The following is a 14608-nucleotide window of genomic DNA, read 5'->3' on the forward strand; positions in this document are numbered from 1 at the left end:
CTCAGCCTTCCTCACCACGGCGGCGCTGCATCCACATGCTGATCACATGCGCCAGCAGACCCAGCGTCAGGCCATCAACCAGCACCTCAAGCGCACCTTCCTGAGGGCGGTTGAGCATCGGCGCGGCAAAGTTGAACGCTGCCATCGCCGCCAGTCCCACCACCAGCCAGACCAGCAGACGACGCATCATCGTCGGCACCTTGGCCTTGGCGGTGTCTGACAGCTGGCGATAGATATAGATGCCCAGCGCGCTGACGGCGACGGCAAAGCCGACGATCAGCATCAGACGCGTATTCTCGCCACTCATCAGGAAACGCGGAATATTGGCGACCATTACCACCGCCAGACCCGCCAGCACGGAGACGCGCTGCGGCGTCAGGTTGCGGGCACGCGGATGATCAGGATTCAGTTTCGGCATGTGAAGCAGTCTCGATGAAAGAACGGACAACAGAAGAAGCAGGCGGCGGGCCAGCCCACCGCCGCAGGATCAGGCCGTGGCCGGCAGGGTCGGAATCCAGCTCTCGACCCACGGCAGCGCCGCGTCGTCGGCCATGAAGGTTTCCATGGCGTCGATCTCGAGGCGCTCGCCGTGACGCGTGGCGCCCAGGTCGGCCAGACGCTCATCCAGATGACGCCCCGCGCCACAGTAGGTCTCGCCGTAGGAGCTGTCGCCCAGGGCGATCAGCCCATAACGCAGCCAATCCAGCGCCGGGGACTCGGCAGACAGCGCATTGAGGAAGCCGGTCAGATTGCCCGGCACATCGCCACTGCCGGTAGTGGAGATGACGAACAGCGCCAGATCAGGGCGCGCGTCAGTCAGGTCAGCCAGTGTCGGCTGGTCGAGCACCTCGACCGTGTAGCCGGCCTGCTCGAACAACGGCTGAACCTGCTCGGCCACATCCAGTGAACCGCCATACATCGTGCCGACAAAAATCTTCAGAAGCGCCATGCATCCTTCCTTATTCGAACGATCACCCGCCAGTGGCGGGAACGTGAGTGCAGTGCGAAGAGTCGCGCAGACGCTCTCCGACATTTGGTCGCGATGGTAGCACAGCGCGCCTGCGAGACGCAGGCAGCAGTCAGCAGGCGGGCCTGGTCTGATGAATCGCTAGCACAGCGCGCCTGCGAGACGCAGGCAGCAGGCGGGCCTGGTGCGATGAATCGGTAGCACAGCGCGCCTGCGGGACGCAGGCAGCAGGCAACAGGAACTGGCAGCCCCCTTCTGAGCACCCCGCAAACGAAACAGCGCCACCGTGAAGAACACGATGGCGCTGCGAGGGTCTTGCCAGTGAAGCATCCTGCGTTGCGAGCCTGGATCACGATCGCTGGCGATGACACCCTGTCAGGTGCGAACTTGCGGGTTCAGAGCCTTCTGATCAGAAGCGATACGCCACTGACAGACGCACGTCACGCCCCGGGCTGGTGATGGCGCCCGTCGTGATGCCGCGTGCGCTGTTGGGTTCCAGGAAGTAGGTGTTCTGGTCGGTATATTCCTTGTCGAACAGGTTGTAGATACCGGCCGTCAGGGTCAGGTCCTGCATGTCACGCGGCACCCAGCTGGCGTAGACATCGTGCGTGGCGTAACCGGCGCGCTCGCTCTGATCATCCGGCAGGTCGGTGAGGCGCTCGTAGGCGGTCACGGTCCAGCCGATCGTCATCTGCGGGTCAACGAAGGTGTAGCGGTTGTCCAGGCTCCAGCGATCACCGGTCTGGTTGCCCAGGCCCATGTCGTCGACCACGGTCTCGCCCTGGTTGTCTTCCAGGTCCATGGTCAGGTAGCCCAGCGTCATGTCCCAGCCGCCGATGCCGTAGGTGGCACGCGCCTCGACACCCTTGCTGGTGACGATGCCTTCCATGTTGTAGATGGTGGTTTCGCTGCCGACGGTCTCATCGGTGATGTAGTTGTCGAAGTGGGTATCGAAGTAGGTGACTTCCAGGCCAGCGCGGTCACGCTGGGTGAGGAGGTCATTGCCCTTCCAGCGCGCGCCGACTTCGGTGCTGCGCGAGGTCTCGGCCTCGAGACCCGGCTCGACGGTCAGCGTCTCGCCGACACCGACGCCATCGTCGGCCAGGATGGCTTCACGGCCCTTGTTGCCGCGCACTGCCGTGGAGTAGCCGGTGAACAGCTCGACACCGCCGCCGACACGCCAGTTGAGGCTCGCGTTCGGGCTGACATCGGTGTCATCCAGCGTCTCGCCATTGGCGTATTCGGTCTTGTAGTCATCGACACGCGCGCCGAAGGACAGGTCCACCGTGCCGAGCGTCATGCGGTGCTGGGCGTAGAGCGCGAGGTTGCGGGCCTTCTCGTCGAAGCTGCCGGTGCTGGATTCGTCGTAGACGTAATCGCTACCCAGCGTCAGACGGTTGTTCATGTCCTCGGGGCCGAAACGGAAGGTGTTGTTCAGGTCACCGCCGTAGCTCTCGACATCGGCGTTCAGCTCAGCGCCGGTGGAGACAGTGGTGCGATCCAGCTCGGTCTTGGTGTGGAAGACGTTGGTGTGCACGTCCACCAGACGCGAGCCCGGCTTGTAGTCATAGTTGGCGGTGTAGGTGTCGCGGCTCAGCTCGGTGTCGACCTTCACGTTGTTGAACGGCTGACATTCCATGTTGGGACGCGTGCAGTAGATGCCGCTGTCCTCGTTGTGCTCGGCACTGATGCGCAGGCTGTGCGCGCCCTGGTCGAGCAGGCTGAACTTGCCGAAGTAGCTGCGCTGATGGCCGCCGGTACCTTCCTCTTCATCACCGCCGCCGGTGCGGTAGTCATCGCTGTTGCGTGCGCTGGTCGAGAACAGCAGACCCGCGTTCGGCGCGACTTCACCGTAGACGGACAGCGTGCCCTTGACGGCATCTGCCGCGGACTCGGTGCTGCCCTTGACCATGCCGCCGAAGGTCTCACCCGGCTCGAGCAGGTCCTGGGCATCCTTGGTGACGAACTTGATGCTGCCGCCCAGGGCGTTGGGGCCATTGTCGGCGGCGCCCGGTCCGGCCTGGACTTCGGCGCGCTTGAGCAGTTCCGGCTCGATGTTGAAGCTGGAGCTGTGGTGGAACAGGTAGCCGTTCTGGCTGGCACCATCGACGCTGATGTTGAGGTTGGTGTCTTCCAGGCCGCGCACGTAGATCATCTCGGATGAGGCGGTGGTGCCGCCGACGGTGACGGACGGCGTATCACGGAACACATCCTTGAGATCATGCGCCTGATGCAGTGCGATCTCTTCGCTATCGATGACCGCGGTCGCGTTGAGGCGATCGTCCTCGATCTGCAGCGTGTCCATCTGCAGCGTCTCTGCATTGGCAGTACTGGCACACAGCAGCGCAATGGCTGCCACCAGCGGACGCGGAGTGAAAGCAGTGCCGCGGGAAGCGCTGGCTGCCACGCACGGAGAGAGGCGATCGGTCATGAGCGGAGGGTTCCCAAGATTAATAATAATAATGATTCTCTTTGCGAACGAGATAATGCACGCGTTTGCACATTTGCGTCATCAACACTTCCTGCAACGCCGCTCTGCAACTTCTGCAATCAGGCCGCGTCATTTCTCATCACTCACAGCGCCAGATTGTGCCTCAACTGCCAAAAACGGCCCGATTTGCACACTTTTTCACCCGTGCAGCCACCAATTTCACTTTTTTATCACCTGTCTGTCATCAGATACGGAACCATCGCCAGCCACTGACGTCTTAGCCGACATGCCTCGACAAGTGCCTGGCCCACGCAAATTTCTCGCTTCACGGCAGAGTTTCGTCCTGCGGAGATCGGATTTGCGCAATGCATGCGACTTTAGATGCAACACTACGAGCAGAGTGATATAGTTAGCGTGCTCAGATTAAGGGCGCTTGCTGTCACGCCAAGGCAGTGCCCTGTCATGGCCTCGGCCCTGAGGATATCTGCAGCAGATGCAAGACCTGTCGCCGCGCGCTGAGGTGCTCGGCTGGCAGTGACGGTTGTTGATCGATGAGCGCGTCTTTGCCCGGGGGCATCCCCCTGCGGCCTGAGGGGCACGGTCATCGACAGGCAATCCGTTGTGCAGCGACTGGCGCTGCAACGGGCCCGTTTGGCCCGTACAAGGTGGGTGTTTCCCTGACGGCACACCCCAACCCTCTGAACAACCGGACCTATTCGATGAGCGATATCGACGCCTACAACACCTTCCTGATGGTCGCAGACCTCGGCAGCCTGTCCCGCGCAGCAGAACGTCTGCGCCTGCCCAAGTCCACCGTCAGCCGTCGCCTCGACGCCCTTGAGGGCCGTTTCGGCACTCGCCTGGTCGAGCGTGGTCATCGTGGCATTCGCCTGTCAGAAGCCGGCGAGACCCTTTACCGTTACGCACGCTCGATGGCCAATCTCGATGATGAAGCGCACCGCGCCATCGAAGACCGCCAGTCAGACCTCACCGGTACCATCCGTATCCACGCCACGCCGTCGCTGGGTCGTCACTTCCTGGGTCACGCGCTGACCAGCTTCCTGTCGGAGCACGAAGGCGTCGATATCAAGCTGAAGCTGTGGCACAACGGTCGCGAGATTCTCGAGAACCAGCCGCACCTGGTGATCGGCTTCCCGCATCTGGCCGGCAGCACCCACGTCTTCCGCCCGCTGACCCACTGGCATCAGGCGGCCTACGCGGCCTCTCACGTCGAGAACCCGGAAGAACTGCCGTGGGGCGAGCTGGAACCGTTGGTGTCCGGCACCTCCCTCTCGCGTCACCCGGAAGACCCGCGCCCGAATCACATCCAGTCAGATGACCTCGAAGTCCTCACCGACTACGTGGCCGATGGCCTGATTCGCGCCGTGCTGCCGACTGACTGGGTCAACACCCTCAGCGAGCGCAACGGCCAGTCCTTCAAGCGTCTGGAATGCAGCGAGATCCCGCCGGTCGAGATCGGCATGCTGCTGCCGCGTGGCCCGATCCCAACCCGTGTGCGCATGCTCGCCGACTGGCTCGCCCGTGAAATCGGCAAGTCAGAGCCGGAACGCGTCACCGCCAAGGCCGCCCGCCGCACCGTCAGCGAAGCCGCCACCACTGCCGGCTGATTCAAGCTTTGCAATGTTGGCTCTCACCCTCGCGGTGACATGAATCAGCGCGGCACGCAGCAAAAAGGCCAGCCCTCAGGGGCTGGCCTTTTTTGGAAAAATAAAAATCATAGAACAAAATCACTAATCTTATGAAAATATGATTTGATATTAACCTCATAAGAGCTAGTTAAGTCATTGAAATACTTAAATATTTTTCCATTCTTATACACAGTATCCCCCATAACGACAACCATATGTATAATTACATTACCCTCATCATTCTGCTTCATCATTTCCGCTAACCTAGTCAAATTGTCCAGCTTGCTTTCTAATATACCGGGCCTAATTTTAACAAAACTTTGAATAACAACCTCGACAATATGTATTGTATTACCATTAGAACCAACTGCATCTAAGTAAATAGCATCATTTGGAGAAAATGAATACTTAACACTGTACTTAAAATCAACACTTAGCTTTTTAGACAGCTGAGCGACCACTTTTTTCTTTATAAAAGAAATATCACCAGCACTCATAAGATGATTAAAAAAATTTATATCTTCGCCCGATGCACATTGAGATTTTAGTTTTTTCAGCCCACTCTCAGAGTGAAAATAGCTTGATCCTTTTTTGTTAAGAACGTTACTAGCGAAGATGTTTCGCTCAGGATTATTGAGAACGCCGTCAATAGAATTGTTATATGCATTTTCTTTGTAACTATTAACTTCTTTGATTTTTGTAGCTGTAGCACTTGTTTGTAAATATTGCTTTGCCTGCTTTGCCTGCTTTGCCTGCTTTGCCTGCTTTGCCTGCTTTGCCTGCTCGGTCTGCTCGGCCTGCTCGGTCTGCTCGGTCTGCTCGGTCTGCTCGGTCTGCTCGGTCTGCTCGGTCTGCTCGGCCTGCTCGGCCTGCTCGGCCTGCTCGGCCTGCTCGGCCTGCTCGGCCTGCTCGGCCTGCTCGGCCTGCTCTATATTATAAATTTCTTCAGCTGTTTCACGAAGTCTAATTTCCTGCTCTCCGAGAGTTACTTGTTCAAAAGACCTAAAATAATTACTTTCATCTTTATAATCAGATGGCGCATATAAAACCTTGCCATTTTTATTCAGTGTCCAAAAAAACAAGCCAACCAAAAAAACAGGAAATAGCATAAGAAACCAAATATAAATACTTTGGTTTTCTGGAGTAATAAACGGTAACACGGATGCGCCGCTAATCTCTGATATGGCTGCAAACATTGAAATAACTGTAAGCGGATTTTTAATATGCCCTATCTTTTCAATCAAGGCAGCCTCCATACTCAATCACATGACAAGTAAATACAGGAAAATCAAAACACAAAACGTGCTCCTGTAGAATATAAAACGCAAAACTAACAAGAAAACATTTAAAACTACATGCTGAAACCTTGTGCCCAGCTTGAAACTAAATTTTATACAAATTATCATATCAAACATACACAATATATTGAAAATATCTAGTCAACAAGAGTAAATGAATACTAATGATGTAACGCGACACTCTCACACTCTCCGCTCACAAGCGCGGTTTTCACCTCATCAGTGACGAGGTGGAGCAGGCACTGGCCGAAATGCCGCAGGTCAGTGTCGGCCTGCTGCATGTGCAGCTGCTGCACACCTCCGCCTCGCTGACCCTCAACGAGAACGCCGATCCCGACGTGCGTCACGACATGGACGCCTTCCTGCGCCGTCTGGTGCCCGGCAACCTGCCCTACTTCCGCCACACACTGGAAGGCGATGACGACATGCCCGCCCACGTGCTCGCCAGCCTGCTTGGCACTCAGCTCACGCTACCCGTCGAAGCCCGTCGCGGCGTCAATCGCCTCGCCCTCGGCACCTGGCAAGGCATCTGGCTTGGCGAACACCGCGACCACGGCGGCAGCCGCAGGTTGTGTCTGACGCTGAGTGGAGAATGAAAAAAGGCCGCGATTGATCGCGGCCTTTTTGGTCTTCCGGTGCTACTGAAACACGGGGTTATCGCGTCGAGTCCTCGTCCCCTACCGTACCGCCCATCGGGTCCATGGCGCGGCTGGAGGGGTATTTGTAGGAGGCGAAGCGCACGGCGAGTACCGAGAGGGCGAGGAAGAAGATGCCGCCGCAGAGGTAGAGCAGGCCGATATCGGGGGCCTTGTGGTGGGAGACATCGCCAATGAGGTAGCGCGTCAGCGCGGTGATGGCGATGTAGAGCAGAAAGCGGATCGGCAGGTGGTTGGTCTTGAAGTAGATACCGACCATCGCGCCGAGCTCGAGATAGATGAACAGCAGCAGGATGTCATCGACGCTGGCTGAGCCCTTGGCGAACATCTCGAAGAAGGCCGATACCGAGGCGATCGCAATCGCGCCGCCGATGGCGAACAGGCCGAGATAGTGAAAGCCTTCGACCAGGAAGTTGCCGATCGAGTTGGCTTGCTTGTGCATGCGCTCCCGATGCTTGTCTAACCTGTTCATGCCGCGTGTCCTCAGACAGAGATGATGGAAAGAGACTGCAATATCGGTGCCGCGGTTGTGATGAAGGCAAGTTTGGGCCAGCGGGCCCGCGCAGGCGCTGCCCTACCAGCCGAGCGTCTGCTTGACGAAGGGAATGGTCAGCTTGCGCTGGGCGGAGAGCGAGGCGTTGTCGAGTTCACTCATCGCCGCGAACAGTCCCGGCAGGCTGCGCGGCCCGCGATGCAGGATGTAGCGGGCGACTTCGTCGGGCAGTGCAAGGCCGTGGTCACGTGCACGCAATTTGAGCGCTTCGAGGCGCTGGGCGTCATCCAGCCCCGAGAGGTGGAAGGTGACGCCCCAGGAGAGCCGCGAGGCGAGATCCGGCAGGATGACGGGCAGCAGACGCGGTGCGCAGCTGGCGCTGACCAGCAGATGCCGCCCACCATCGCGCAGGCGGTTGTAGAGGTGGAACAGCGCCTCTTCCCAGCGCTGACGACCGATCACCACATCCAGGTCATCGATGGCGACCAGGTCCATCTCATCCAGCCCTTCGAGCATGTGCGGCGGGAAGTGACCCAGCTCATTGAGCGGCAGATAGAAGGCACGCTTGCCCTGCTCGCCCGCCAGATGACAGGCCGCCTGCAACAGGTGGCTACGTCCACTCTGCTCGCCGCCCCACAGATAGACGAAGGGCTCCCCGCCGTCGGCAAGCTGCCCCTTGAGGGCCTCCGCCAGCGAGGTCGAGGTGAAGTGGTAGTTGTCGAAGGTCGCGGCGTCACGTACCCCGACGCCGAGTGCCATCTGTCCCTGAGTCATTGCCATCCATCATGCTGATTGTTGTTGCCGTGATCTCGTCTCTCGATCACTGGGTATCCTCTGCCGCCGGCGGTGCTGGCTGATCGGCAGCCACCGCGGGGCGAGAATCACGCTGTTGGTCATATAAAGTACTGTTTTTATAGCGATCATGCAGATAACGCAAGAGCACCATGATCACGGCCGCCACCGGCAGGGCCAATAGAATGCCGGTAAAGCCGAACAGCTGGCCGCCCGCCATCACCGCGAAGATGACCGCGACCGGATGCAGGCCGATCTTGTCGCCCAGCAGCAGCGGCTGCAACACCACACCTTCCAGCAGCTGACCGAGCGCGAAGACCCCGCCGACCGCCAGCAGTGCCCACCACTCGCCGAACTGGAAGAAGGCCACCGTGGCCGCGATCAGGATACCGACGATGACGCCCAGATACGGCACGATACTGGCAAGCCCCGCCACCAGGCCGATCAACAGCGCGAACTTGAGCCCGATGATTGCCAGGCCAATGGCGTAGACGATGCCCAGACTCAGCATCACCAGCAACTGCCCGCGCAGGAAGGCGCCCAGCACCTCATCACAGTCATGCGCCAGACGCGTGGCGGTGGGCTCCATATGGCGCGGCAGCAGGCCCTGCAGCTTCTCCTTCATGCGGTCCCAGTCGAGCAGCAGATAGAAGGTGACGACGGGAATCAGCGCCAGATTGCCCAGCCAGATTGCCATCGCCAGCCCGGACTTGGAGACGGTGCCCAGAAGTGCGGCGGCGAAGGTGCCGGTCTCTTTCCAGTTGCCCAGCAACAGCGAGCGGACCTGATCGAAGTCGGCGCTGAAATCCAGCCCGGTGAATGACTGGATTTCCGGCAGCACCGTCTCGCGTATCCAGTTGAAGACTACCGGCATGAAGCTGATCAACTGCGCCAGCTGACGCCCGAGGAGCGGCACCAGCACCAGCAGCGCGATCAACAGCACCACCGAGAGCACGCTGAACACCAGCGTGACCGCCAGATGGCGCGACAGGCCCTTGTCTTCCAGCCAGTCGGCCAGCGGGTCGCCCAGATAGGCGAGAATCATGCCGATGAAGAACGGCATCAGAATCGGTTCGAGCATCACCAACAGGCCGAGGAAGGCCACGCCTGCGGCCAGCAACCACCATTTACGCTGCATCTTCACTCCTTGAGACAAGCCGTGGGGCACTCGTGACGGCTGACTGCCGACGGCGCACGCATCACCCATTGTTGCCTGTCGCCGAGTCACCCACAAGACACGCGCCGCTCACGCGTCTGACATTGCCTCCCCCGGCGCCACCCAAGGTGCGACAAGGCCTGCCATGACTGGCGTGGCGGCCTTTTCACATTTTGATGCGGTTTTGTGAATCGGCACAGTGTCAGCCGCGAAGCGCAATGCTACAATGGCCGCCTTTCTTTTCCCGCGATCGATCGTGTCTCACCGCCCAGGCCGCACCGACAGGAACCTCACATGACGCAACGCCCCCAGGACTCCTCGCCCAGCAAGACTTCCTTGAGCTACAAGGATGCAGGTGTCGATATCGATGCAGGCAACGCCCTCGTCGAACGCATCAAGGGTGTCGCCAAGCGCACTCACCGCCCGGAAGTGATGGGTGGTCTGGGTGGCTTCGGCGCCCTGTGCGAACTGCCGGCAGGCTATCGCCAGCCCGTGCTGGTCACCGGCACCGATGGCGTGGGCACCAAGCTGCGCCTGGCCATGGACCTCAACCGTCACGACACCATCGGCATCGATCTGGTCGCCATGTGCGTCAATGATCTGGTGGTCGCTGGCGCCGAGCCGCTGCAGTTCCTCGATTACTACGCCACCGGCAAGCTCGACATCGACATCGCCGCTGACGTCGTCACCGGTATCGGCGAAGGCTGCCTGCAGTCCGGCTGCGCGTTGGTCGGCGGCGAAACCGCTGAAATGCCGGGCATGTACGAAGGCAGCGACTACGACCTGGCCGGCTTCTGCGTCGGTGTGGTCGAGAAGTCCGAGATCCTCGACGGCAAGAAGGTCGGCGCAGGCGACGTGATTCTGGGTCTGGCCTCCTCCGGCCCGCACTCCAACGGCTACTCGCTGATCCGCAAGATTCTCGAAGTCGCCGATGCCTCCCTGCTGGAGCAGGAAATCGACGGCCAGCCGCTGGCTGACGCCCTGATGGCGCCGACGCGCATCTACGTCAAACCGCTGCTGTCGCTGCTCAAGGAAAGCGGCCTGTCCGTGCACGCCATGTCCCACATCACCGGTGGCGGCCTGCTCGAGAACATCCCGCGCGTGCTGCCGGAAGACTGCACCGCCGAGATCGACGTCGCCAGCTGGAAGCGTCCGGCCGTCTTCGACTGGCTGCAGCAGCAGGGCAACGTCGAAGAACACGAGATGCACCGCGTGCTGAACTGCGGTGTCGGCATGGTCGTGGTCGTCGCTGAATCCGACGCCACCGCCGCGCGCGCTCACCTGGAAGCCCAGGGCGAGACCGTCTTCACCCTCGGCAGCATCCGCGCCCGCAACGGCATGGAAGAGCAGGTCCAGCTGGAGAATCTGTCCGCATGATCGAACCGAATACCAACGCCTCCAACGGTGACACTCTCGGCGGCTTCGGCAACGGTTTCGAGGCGGACGATGCGCCGGTTCGCCCGCGCGTCGTGGTACTGATTTCCGGCAGCGGCAGCAATCTGCAGGCGCTGCTGGAAGCACAGGAACACGACGAGCTGGGTGGCGACGTGGTCGCGGTCATCTCCAACAAGGCCGATGCCTACGGCCTGGTGCGTGCACGTGACGCCGGCGTCGATGCCGTGGCGCTGCCGCATGAGGAGTATGAGTCCCGCGAGCATTATGACGCCGCGCTGATCAAGGTGATCGAGCGTCATGAACCGGACCTCATCGTGCTGGCCGGCTTCATGCGTATCCTGTCGCCGCTGTTCGTGCAGTACTTCTTCGGGCGTCTGATGAACATTCACCCGTCGCTGCTGCCGGCCTGGCCGGGACTTGATACCCATCGCAAGGTATTGGAAGCCGGCGAGAAGGAACACGGCGCCAGCGTGCACTTCGTCACCGAGGAGCTCGACGGTGGCCCGGTCGCGATCCAGGCCGTCGCCAACGTGCTGGAAGGCGATGACGAAGCCAGCCTCAAGGAGCGCGTGCACACGCGTGAGCACCTGATCTACCCGATCGCGGTGCGCTGGTTCCTCGAAGGCCGCCTGAAGCTCGACGGTGAAGTGGCCAAGCTCGACGGCCACAACCTGCCGGTGGGCGGTCTGCGCCTCTCCCACGCCGATGTGGAAGAAGAGCTCAGCGATGAGCTGCCGGAAGGCGAAGAAGACTGATCAGTCTGCTGGCAAGGCCGACTGAGCTGATAGCAAGTTGATGGCGCGCTGACAGCGAGCTGAAAACAGAAGACCCCGCGACATGCAGATGTCGCGGGGTCTTCTGTTTTCAAGCTTCACTTCTCTCTCGATGGCTTTCGCTTTCAGAAGGTGTAACTCACCCCCACCTCCCCGCGCGCCGTCACCTCATCCCAGGTCTCGATGCCAGCGCCCAGATGCAGCATGGCATTGCGGCCCAGCTGCATGCGCCAGCCGCCATCGACACGCAGGTAGTTGTCGCTGCCGCGATCCAACTCCTCGGCGCGGTAGGCATTGGTCGGCAGGCTCGCCAGACGCACCTCGGCGCTGTCGGCGTCATCATCCAGACGCTTGCCGTAGGCCAGCTCACCGTAGAGGCCGAAGCCCTCCGCGATGGCGCGGTCGACCATGAAGCCGGCCTCGACACGGCGATCGCGCAGCGTCTGATCCGAGACGCTCAGGGCGTTGGCGGCGGAGCCAGTTTCGGTATAGCCATCGATGTCGGACTCGGTATGGCGGTAGGCCACGAAGGGCGCGTTGTACCACAGCGAATCGGCGGCGGTGAGGCGATAATCGAGTCGTGCCTCGGCGCTGAAGCCATCGCCACCGGTCTCACCGGACAGGGTGCGCGATGACTGGCCCAGTGCGACATGGCGGTCGAGGTCGTAATCGAAGTCGCCGTAGCTGGCCACCGCCTGGACGCCAAATCTGCCCAGCTGCTGACGCGCAAACAGGCTGAACACCTGGCCTTCCAGCTCCAGCTCACTGCCATCATCGACATCGAAGTCCGCAGTGCGCTGACTGACCGCAACGCCGCCCCAGGCCTGGCCGAGTGCGTTGTCCAGCGGCAACATCACGCCGACACCCGCTCCGCGCTGCTCGCTGTCAAAGCCCTGCTGGCCGGTGGAAGTCTCGCCATCACCGCTGCCACCACTGGCCGAGCCGATGGCGAACACGCGCACGCCCTCCCCGGATCGCCTGTCCTGCGCGCCGGGGCGCAATTCATCGCCGAGGCTGCGCTGACTGGCATTGAGCGCGCCCGTGCCCAGCTGCGGCGCCAGCCCCAGCACCGAGGGCGCGGCGAGCATCGCATAGGCGTAGTCGGCCAGAATCTCCTGGCCGGCGGTGGTCGGGTGCACGCCATCATTGAACAGCAGCTTGTCGGGATCTTCCGCGGCGCCGCCCAGCCCGTAGGGCGTGACGTTGCAGCTGTCCGAGAAACACACCTGGGTCAGCGGCACGTCGCTGGCGAAGCCGAACTCGGCCGGCGAGGCCAGCACCTCCTCGAGAATGCCGACGGTATCCAGGCGGATGATGTTGACCTCGCCATCCAGCGCCGCCAGCCGCGCGCCCAGCGCATCATTGAAGACGTCTACCAGCGCGGAGGTCCCCGCCGCCTGCGCCGCGCCCGCCGACTGGCCGGCCGGGGTGCTGCCGACATCCGGCAGATTGGAGACCATGATGGTGGTGGCGCCCGCCGCTGCCAGCGCTTCCACCGCGGAGGCCAGATTGCCGGCGGAGGCGACCGCCGTGGCCGGCGAGGTGATCACGCCCTGCAGGAAGTCGTTGCCACCGCCGTTGACGTAATAGAGGGCGTCCGGGTCGGCACTGCCGCCGGTGCTGACCAGATAGCCGTCCTCGACCCTGAGCACCGTGCCCGCGCCGGTACTGCCCGGCGGGATGACCACCTCGGAGCCGTCTTCATCTGTCACCGAGGCCAGAATCTGCGCCGTGGTATAGCCGCCCACCGCGTAGTTGGTGCCGTCACTGAAGCCGGCCAGCTGATAGATCACCGAGGTGGAAGGCTCTGCCGCCAGCCCCAGTTCCGTGGCCAGCAACTGGGTCGAGACGCTGCCATAGGCCGAGTTCTCGTAATCCGGGCCGCTGCGGTTGGTGAAACGCAGACTATTGAGGCCACCCAGGGTGGTATCGGGGAACTGGCCGGAATCGCTCAGGCTGTCGCCGAAGAGATAGAGATTGGAATAGGCCTGCGCGGGAGTCGCCAGCAGCGTGGTGCTGATGGCGAGCGCGAGACTGCTCAGAGTGAAACGTCGGACCAGACCGCTGGCGCTGGCCGGAGGGAATACAGCGCGATGTGAACGCGATGGCATGGCGTGCCCCTTGCTTGTGGAAGGTATCCGTCCTGCAGCCACTCTGGGGTGGCCTGCAGACAAGCATAGGCAATAAAACAAGTGATTGAATCGATTGTTTCGTTCAACTTCCGACTAATGCTTCGGCTCGCAAGCAGCAACCAGCCAGCACATCCGCGACGGATCTCGCCTGCGTTCGCGCAAAGAAAAAGCGCCTCCCGGGGGAGGCGCTTTCGGCAATCACAGGTGCGGCTGGCAGCGGAAACAGTGCCGGTGCCTCAGGTACGCGGCAGTGTCACGCCACGCTGGCCCTGATACTTGCCACCGCGATCCTTGTAGCTGGTCTCGCAGACTTCGTCGGACTCGAGGAACAGCATCTGCGCCACGCCTTCGTTGGCGTAGATGCGCGCCGGCAGGTTGGTGGTGTTGGAGAACTCGAGGGTGACGTGCCCTTCCCACTCCGGCTCCAGCGGCGTCACGTTGACGATGATGCCGCAGCGCGCGTAGGTGGACTTGCCCAGGCAGATGGTCAGCACGTTACGCGGAATGCGGAAGTACTCGATGGTACGCGCCAGCGCGAAGGAGTTGGGCGGAATCACGCAGGAATCGCCTTTCACGTCCACGAAGCTCTTCTCGTCGAAGTGCTTGGGGTCCACCGTCGCCGAATGGATGTTGGTGAAGACCTTGAACTCATCCGAGCAGCGCACGTCGTAGCCGTAGCTGGAGGTGCCGTAGGAAATCACACGGCGCTCATCGTGAAAGCGCACCTGATCGGGCTCAAAGGGTTCGATCATGTCGTGGCTTTCAGCCATGCGACGGATCCACTTGTCGGATTTGATGCTCATCGAGCGTACCTGACTGACTGATGGGGGAGAGACGCGTGAGCGCCATGAAACGCGGGCCAGCAT

General features: G+C 61.0%; 12 protein-coding genes and 1 pseudogene. 4 read left to right on the plus strand and 9 right to left on the minus strand.

Annotation, left to right across the window (positions count from 1 at the left end):
- Position 1: 1 nt before the first annotated feature.
- The 3 genes from AOG28_RS09515 to AOG28_RS09525 all read right to left on the minus strand — a co-directional run bounded on the left by AOG28_RS09515 (position 2) and on the right by AOG28_RS09525 (position 3398).
- Positions 2-418, minus strand: coding sequence for a hypothetical protein (locus AOG28_RS09515; protein ID WP_054556270.1), 417 nt, complete (start codon positions 416-418; stop codon positions 2-4).
- A 69-nt stretch (positions 419-487) separates the two neighbouring features.
- A complete protein-coding gene (locus AOG28_RS09520) occupies positions 488-949 on the minus strand; it encodes a flavodoxin domain-containing protein (RefSeq protein ID WP_054556271.1) in 462 nt (153 codons plus the stop codon).
- Between the two features lie 427 nt (positions 950-1376).
- Entirely contained in the window at positions 1377-3398 is a 2022-nt protein-coding gene (locus tag AOG28_RS09525) for a TonB-dependent receptor domain-containing protein (RefSeq protein ID WP_054556272.1), read from the minus strand.
- A 719-nt stretch (positions 3399-4117) separates the two neighbouring features.
- Between AOG28_RS09525 and AOG28_RS09530 the strand changes: the two genes are divergently transcribed.
- On the plus strand, positions 4118-5026 hold the full coding sequence (locus AOG28_RS09530) for a LysR family transcriptional regulator (RefSeq protein WP_043334115.1): 909 nt from the start codon (positions 4118-4120) through the stop codon (positions 5024-5026).
- 107 nt (positions 5027-5133) lie between these two features.
- On the opposite strand, the gene AOG28_RS18535 is transcribed toward AOG28_RS09530, so the two are convergent.
- Complete coding sequence (locus AOG28_RS18535) at positions 5134-6303, minus strand: hypothetical protein (RefSeq protein WP_200906772.1); 1170 nt, start codon at positions 6301-6303, stop codon at positions 5134-5136.
- A 230-nt stretch (positions 6304-6533) separates the two neighbouring features.
- Here AOG28_RS18535 and AOG28_RS09540 point away from each other — a divergent pair.
- Positions 6534-6941 (plus strand): annotated as a pseudogene (locus AOG28_RS09540) (secondary thiamine-phosphate synthase enzyme YjbQ); the annotation flags it as partial.
- Between the two features lie 58 nt (positions 6942-6999).
- On the opposite strand, the gene AOG28_RS09545 reads toward AOG28_RS09540, so the two are convergent.
- The 3 genes from AOG28_RS09545 to AOG28_RS09555 form a co-directional block, all read right to left on the minus strand.
- The gene (locus AOG28_RS09545) at positions 7000-7473 is read right to left on the minus strand and encodes a phosphate-starvation-inducible protein PsiE (RefSeq protein WP_054556273.1); all 474 of its coding nucleotides are present in this window, start codon (positions 7471-7473) and stop codon (positions 7000-7002) included.
- A 102-nt stretch (positions 7474-7575) separates the two neighbouring features.
- The gene (gene hda, locus AOG28_RS09550) at positions 7576-8274 is read right to left on the minus strand and encodes a DnaA regulatory inactivator Hda (protein ID WP_043334111.1); all 699 of its coding nucleotides are present in this window, start codon (positions 8272-8274) and stop codon (positions 7576-7578) included.
- Positions 8275-8314: 40 nt separating this feature from the next.
- Positions 8315-9424: an AI-2E family transporter gene (locus AOG28_RS09555; RefSeq protein WP_043334110.1), complete on the minus strand. Its 1110-nt coding sequence runs from the start codon at positions 9422-9424 to the stop codon at positions 8315-8317.
- A 312-nt stretch (positions 9425-9736) separates the two neighbouring features.
- Here AOG28_RS09555 and purM point away from each other — a divergent pair, with 312 nt between their 5' ends.
- Both purM and purN read left to right on the plus strand, forming a co-directional pair.
- Complete coding sequence (purM, locus tag AOG28_RS09560; RefSeq protein ID WP_054556274.1) at positions 9737-10819, plus strand: phosphoribosylformylglycinamidine cyclo-ligase; 1083 nt, start codon at positions 9737-9739, stop codon at positions 10817-10819.
- Positions 10816-11592, plus strand: a complete 777-nt coding sequence (gene purN, locus AOG28_RS09565) for a phosphoribosylglycinamide formyltransferase (protein ID WP_054556275.1) — start codon at positions 10816-10818, stop codon at positions 11590-11592. The genes purM and purN overlap by 4 nt, the downstream gene beginning before the upstream one ends.
- Before the next feature lie 143 nt (positions 11593-11735).
- On the opposite strand, the gene AOG28_RS09570 is transcribed toward purN, so the two are convergent.
- Positions 11736-13721 carry an autotransporter outer membrane beta-barrel domain-containing protein gene (locus tag AOG28_RS09570; protein ID WP_054556276.1) on the minus strand — a complete coding sequence of 662 codons (1986 nt, stop codon included), beginning with the start codon at positions 13719-13721 and terminating at the stop codon, positions 11736-11738.
- A 257-nt stretch (positions 13722-13978) separates the two neighbouring features.
- Complete coding sequence (dcd, locus tag AOG28_RS09575; protein ID WP_043334107.1) at positions 13979-14545, minus strand: dCTP deaminase; 567 nt, start codon at positions 14543-14545, stop codon at positions 13979-13981.
- Positions 14546-14608: the final 63 nt, after the last annotated feature.

Origin of the sequence: Cobetia sp. UCD-24C, from assembly GCF_001306765.1 — a bacterium.
Classification (GTDB): Bacteria; Pseudomonadota; Gammaproteobacteria; order Pseudomonadales; family Halomonadaceae; genus Cobetia; species Cobetia amphilecti.

Coding starts and splice junctions, on each gene's coding strand:
- purM (WP_054556274.1), top strand. CDS start 9,737: ATGACGCAACGCCCCCAGGACTCCTCGCCCAGCAAGACTTCCTTGAGC.
- dcd (WP_043334107.1), bottom strand. CDS start 14,545: ATGAGCATCAAATCCGACAAGTGGATCCGTCGCATGGCTGAAAGCCAC.
- AOG28_RS09555 (WP_043334110.1), bottom strand. CDS start 9,424: ATGCAGCGTAAATGGTGGTTGCTGGCCGCAGGCGTGGCCTTCCTCGGC.
- AOG28_RS09525 (WP_054556272.1), bottom strand. CDS start 3,398: ATGACCGATCGCCTCTCTCCGTGCGTGGCAGCCAGCGCTTCCCGCGGC.
- AOG28_RS09520 (WP_054556271.1), bottom strand. CDS start 949: ATGGCGCTTCTGAAGATTTTTGTCGGCACGATGTATGGCGGTTCACTG.
- AOG28_RS09515 (WP_054556270.1), bottom strand. CDS start 418: ATGCCGAAACTGAATCCTGATCATCCGCGTGCCCGCAACCTGACGCCG.
- purN (WP_054556275.1), top strand. CDS start 10,816: ATGATCGAACCGAATACCAACGCCTCCAACGGTGACACTCTCGGCGGC.
- AOG28_RS09545 (WP_054556273.1), bottom strand. CDS start 7,473: ATGAACAGGTTAGACAAGCATCGGGAGCGCATGCACAAGCAAGCCAAC.
- AOG28_RS09530 (WP_043334115.1), top strand. CDS start 4,118: ATGAGCGATATCGACGCCTACAACACCTTCCTGATGGTCGCAGACCTC.
- AOG28_RS09570 (WP_054556276.1), bottom strand. CDS start 13,721: ATGCCATCGCGTTCACATCGCGCTGTATTCCCTCCGGCCAGCGCCAGC.
- AOG28_RS18535 (WP_200906772.1), bottom strand. CDS start 6,303: ATGGAGGCTGCCTTGATTGAAAAGATAGGGCATATTAAAAATCCGCTT.
- hda (WP_043334111.1), bottom strand. CDS start 8,274: ATGGCAATGACTCAGGGACAGATGGCACTCGGCGTCGGGGTACGTGAC.